The 4,553-nt window shown below is 67.3% G+C and carries 2 protein-coding genes and 1 pseudogene; 1 reads left to right on the top strand and 2 read right to left on the bottom strand.

Annotated elements, in window-relative coordinates:
- Positions 1 to 1,026: FAD-binding oxidoreductase (locus tag ACXJKR_RS25030; RefSeq protein WP_457325122.1), on the top strand; the 1,026-nt coding region annotated here is incomplete at its 5' end.
- On the opposite strand, the gene ACXJKR_RS25035 is transcribed toward ACXJKR_RS25030, so the two are convergent.
- Positions 1,004 to 4,231 carry an efflux RND transporter permease subunit gene (locus ACXJKR_RS25035; RefSeq protein ID WP_457325123.1) on the bottom strand — a complete coding sequence of 1,076 codons (3,228 nt, stop codon included), beginning with the start codon at positions 4,229 to 4,231 and terminating at the stop codon, positions 1,004 to 1,006. The two genes, ACXJKR_RS25030 and ACXJKR_RS25035, sit on opposite strands and share 23 nt — an antisense overlap.
- 13 nt (positions 4,232 to 4,244) lie before the next feature.
- A pseudogene (locus tag ACXJKR_RS25040) lies at positions 4,245 to 4,553 on the bottom strand (efflux RND transporter periplasmic adaptor subunit); the annotation flags it as partial.

The raw sequence follows: 4,553 nt of genomic DNA on the forward strand, positions 1-4,553 counted from the left end.
CTCTTTCCGCTCAGCCTGGCGGCCGAGGGTTCGTGCACGCTCGGCGGCAACCTGGCGACGAATGCCGGAGGCACGCAGGTGCTGCGTTATGGCAATGCGCGCGAACTCTGCCTCGGCCTCGAGGTTGTCACCGTGGCCGGCGAGATCTGGCATGGGCTGTCGGGGCTGCGCAAGGACAACACCGGCTATGACCTGCGCGACCTTTTCATCGGCAGCGAGGGCACGCTGGGCGTCATCACCGCGGCGACGATGAAGCTGTATCCGCAGCCGAAGGAGCGCCTGACCGCGCTGGCGGCCTGTGCCTCGCTGGACGATGCCGTCGCCTTGCTCGGCCTGGCGCGCGAGCGCGCCGGCGATGCGCTGACCGGCTTCGAAGTGATGAACCGCGCCTCGCTCGCCCTTGTTGCGCGCGAGCTGCCGCAATTGCCCCAGCCCTTGCCGGCCGCGGCATGGACCGTGCTGCTGGAGTTGTCCGACGCCGAAAGCGCCGAGCATGCACGCAGCGTCTTCGAAGGTCTGCTTGAAACCGCGCTCGAAGGCGGCTGCGTGCAGGACGCGGCCGTTGCCCAGAACATCCAGCAGGCCAAGGCCTTCTGGCATCTACGCGAATCCATTCCGCTGGCCCAGGCCCAGGCGGGGCTGAACATCAAGCATGACATCTCGTTGCCGGTGTCGGCCATTCCCGGCTTCGTCGCCGAGATGGATGCGGTGCTGGCGGCTTATCTGCCCGGCATCGAGGTCATCGACTTCGGCCATCTGGGCGATGGCAATCTGCACTACAACGTGCAGGCGCCGGCCGGCGTGGCGCCGGCGGAGTTCCTGGCCGCGCATGAGGCAGCAATCAACGAACGGGTCTACGACGCCGTGCAGCAGCGCGGCGGCTCGATCTCGGCCGAGCATGGCATTGGCCGGCTCAAGCGCGACGAGCTGGCTCAGCGCAAGGACCCGACGGCCCTGGCGCTGATGCGGGCGATCAAGCGGGCTCTCGACCCGCTCGACCTCCTCAACCCTGGGCGGCTGGTGTAACGGCGACGCGGCGGCCGGTCACGAAACGGCCGGCCTTGACGATCAGGCGGAACACGAAGCGCACCATCACCAGCGCCAGCACCGCTTCGATCAGCGTCAGCACGAAGGCGCCGACCAGCGTGAACCGCGGCACGCGGCGATGGAACTTGGCCAGCGCATGGTCACGGGCCAGCTCGATGCTGTCGTAGAAGGTCGGCACGATGAGCAGCGTCAGCAGCGTCGACGTGATGGTGCCACCGATGATGGCCACGGCCATCGGGCGGTAGAACTCGCCGCCTTCGCCGATGCCGATGGCGACCGGCATCATGCCGGCGATCAGCGCCAGCGTCGTCATCAGGATGGGACGGAAGCGCTTGCGGCCTGCGTGCATCAGCGCTTCTTCGCGATCGATGCCAGCCTTCTCCTCCTGGCGCGTCGCGTCCAGCAGCAGGATGGCGTTCTTGGCCACCAGGCCCATCAGCATGATGACGCCGATCAGGCTCATCAGGTTCAGCGTGCCGCGCGTCAGGATCAGCGCCAGCACGACGCCGATCAGGCTCAGCGGCAGCGACAGCATCACGGCGAACGGCGCCGTGAAGCTGTTGAACTGGATGACGAGCACGAAATACATCAGCGCGATACCGGACAGCAGCGCCGTGATCATGGCCGTGAAAACAACCTGCTGGTCACGTGCCGCACCGGCCAGCTCGATGCCGAAGCCGGGCGGGAAGTCGATCTTCTCGGCCAGCTTCTTGGCTTCGGCGGTGATCTCGCCGGACGAGCGGCCCTGGGCATTGGCGCTGACCGTGATGGTGCGCTTGCCGTCGCCGTGCTGGATCTGGCCCGGGCCCTTGCCCATGGTGACGGTGGCGATCTGGTCCAGCGGCACCATGCGGTTGGTGCCGGTCACCGCGATCGGCAGGCGCTCGATGTTGGCGGCGTCGACGCGGTCGCTCGGGTGCAGGCGGATGGACACGTCGCGGGCCTCGCCGGTCGGGTCGATCCAGTCACCGGCCTCGACACCGGCGAAGGCGACGCGCAGCGCCTGGGCGGCGTCGTTGACCGAGATGCCCATCTGGTTGGCCAGGCTGCGGTCGAGCTCGATCTGCAGCTCGTTCTGCGGGTCCTGCTCGGAGTAGCCGATGTCGACCGCACCCTTGATGCCCGCCATGGTCTTCTGGAAGTCCTGCGTGATCTGCTGCAGTCGGCGCGTGTCGGTGCCGTAGAAGCGGATCTGCACGGGCTTCTGGGCGCCGTTGTTCAGGTCGTCGAGCACGACGTACTCGGCGCCAACCAGGCGGGCGACCTTCTCGCGCAGCTCCTTGGCGACGTCGGCGGCCGAGCGCTGGCGCTCGGTGCTCTTGCCAATGTCGACGTAGATGCGCCCGCCGCTGGCGTTGGGATAGGAGGTCGTCGCCTTGGTTTCCTTCATCGTCGAGGCCAGGGCAGCGGCCGCGTCGAGCTTGAGCTTGGAATAGTCGAGGCTGCTGGAGGCGGGGCTGCGCACCTCGATGGCCAGGAAGCCGGCATCGGCCTGCGGCAGGAAGCTGGAGCCGCCGAACGTCATCTGCAGGAAGATGGCGCCGACGAGGMTGAGGACCGCGAAGGCCGTCATCCAGCGGCGGTGGTGCAACGCCCAGGCGATGACATGGCCATAGCCGTTGGCCACGCCGTCGAACCAGTGATTGAAGCGCTCCAGCAGCCGGCCGAACCCCTTCTTGGGCTGCTCGTGGTAGCCCACGGGGTCGCCCCAATAGGCCGACAGCATCGGGTCGAGCGTGAAGCTGATGATGAGCGATACGACGACCGAGGCCACGACGGTCAGCGCGAAGGGCTTGAACCATTGGCCGGGGCCGTTGCCCATGAAGGCGACCGGCACGAAGACCGCGACGATGGCGAAGGTGGTAGCAGCCACGGCCAGGCCGATCTCGGCGGTGCCCTCGCGCGCCGCAGTGACGCGGTCGCTGCCGCGCTCCATGTGGCGGACGATGTTCTCCCGCACGACGATGGCGTCGTCGATGAGCACGCCGATGGCCAGCGACAGGCCCAGCAGGCTCATGAAGTTCAGCGAGAAGCCCATCAGCCAGACGGCGATGAAGGCGGCCAGCACGGACGTGGGCAGGGACAGCGCGGTGATCAGCGTCGAGCGCCAGCTGTTCAGGAAGGCGTAGACGACGAAGATGGTCAGCGCGGCGCCAAACACCAGCGCATCGGTGACGTTGTGCAGGCTGTTCTCGGCATCCTTGCCGCCGTCCTGGGTGATCTCGAGCGTCGTGCCCTTGGGCAGTTCCTTCTCGATTTCCTTCAGCAGCGTGCGCGCGCCGTTGGCCACGCTGACGGTGGAGGCATCGCGTGAGCGCGTGATGGAGATGCCGACGTTGGGTCGGCCGTTGCGCAGCGAGTAGCCGGTCATCTCGGCGAAGCCGTCCTGCACCTCGGCCACCTGGCCCAGGCGCACGACGGTGCCGCCGCCGGTGCCACCTGTGCGCTTGATGATCATCTGCTCGAACTCGGCCGGCGACTCGAGGCGACCGAGCAGGCGGATGCTCTGGTCTTCCAGCGCGCCACGCACCTTGCCGACTGGGGCGGTGGTGTTCTGCGCGCGCACGGCATTCAGCACCTCGGTGACGGAGACGCCGAACTCGCGCAGCTTCTCGGCGTGCAGCAGGATGGACAACTCGCGCTTGAGCGAACCGTTGACACCCACCGTCGACACGCCTGAGATGCCGCGAAAGCGCTCGGCAAGCTTGTCCTCGGCCAGGCGGCTGAGCTGGGCGTGCGTCAGCGTCGTGCTGGACAGCGACAGCTGCAGGATGGGCTGAGCGCCGGGGTCGGCCCGCGTGATGATGGGTTCGCGGATTTCGGTGGGCAGCTTGTAGCGCACCGAGGCGATGGCGTTGCGCACCTCATCGGCGGCCTCGATCATGTTCTTCGAGAAGTCGAAGACCAGCACGAGGGTGGCGCTGCCCTCGCGCGACGTGGAGTTGGAGCGATCCACGCCCGAGATGCTCTGCAGCGCTTTCTCGATACGGTTGACGACTTCGCGCTCCACCGTCTCGGGCGACGCGCCCGGATAGGGAATGTTGATGACGAGCACCGGCGGCTCGACCTCGGGGAACTGGTTGACCTTGAGCTTGGACAGCGCCAGCAGGCCCACCAGCATCAGCCCGATGACCATGACGACGGTCGCGACGGGCTTGCTGATGCTGAAGTTGGAGAGAAACATCGAGGTCTCCTGCTTACTTGCTGGCGGCAGGCACGGGTGACGMCGTGCCCGCGACGGCTGAGGCCGCGCCGGCCCCGGCCGTGACGCGCTGCAGCGGCGCACCATCGGTCAGGTTGCCGGTGGGTGCGCGCAGCACCTGGTCTCCCAAAGCCAGGCCTGAAGCGATGACGACCTCGCCGCGGCGGTCGTCACGCTCGCCCAAGATCACGTTGACCTTCTTGAGCTGATTGCCATCGACCTTCCAGACATAGGCGCTATCGCCCTGGCGCTGCACCGAGCCCTCGGCCAGCACCAGCGCCTTGCGCTCGGCGCTCTCGACGCG

The organism is Roseateles sp. P5_E11 (genome assembly GCF_054049355.1).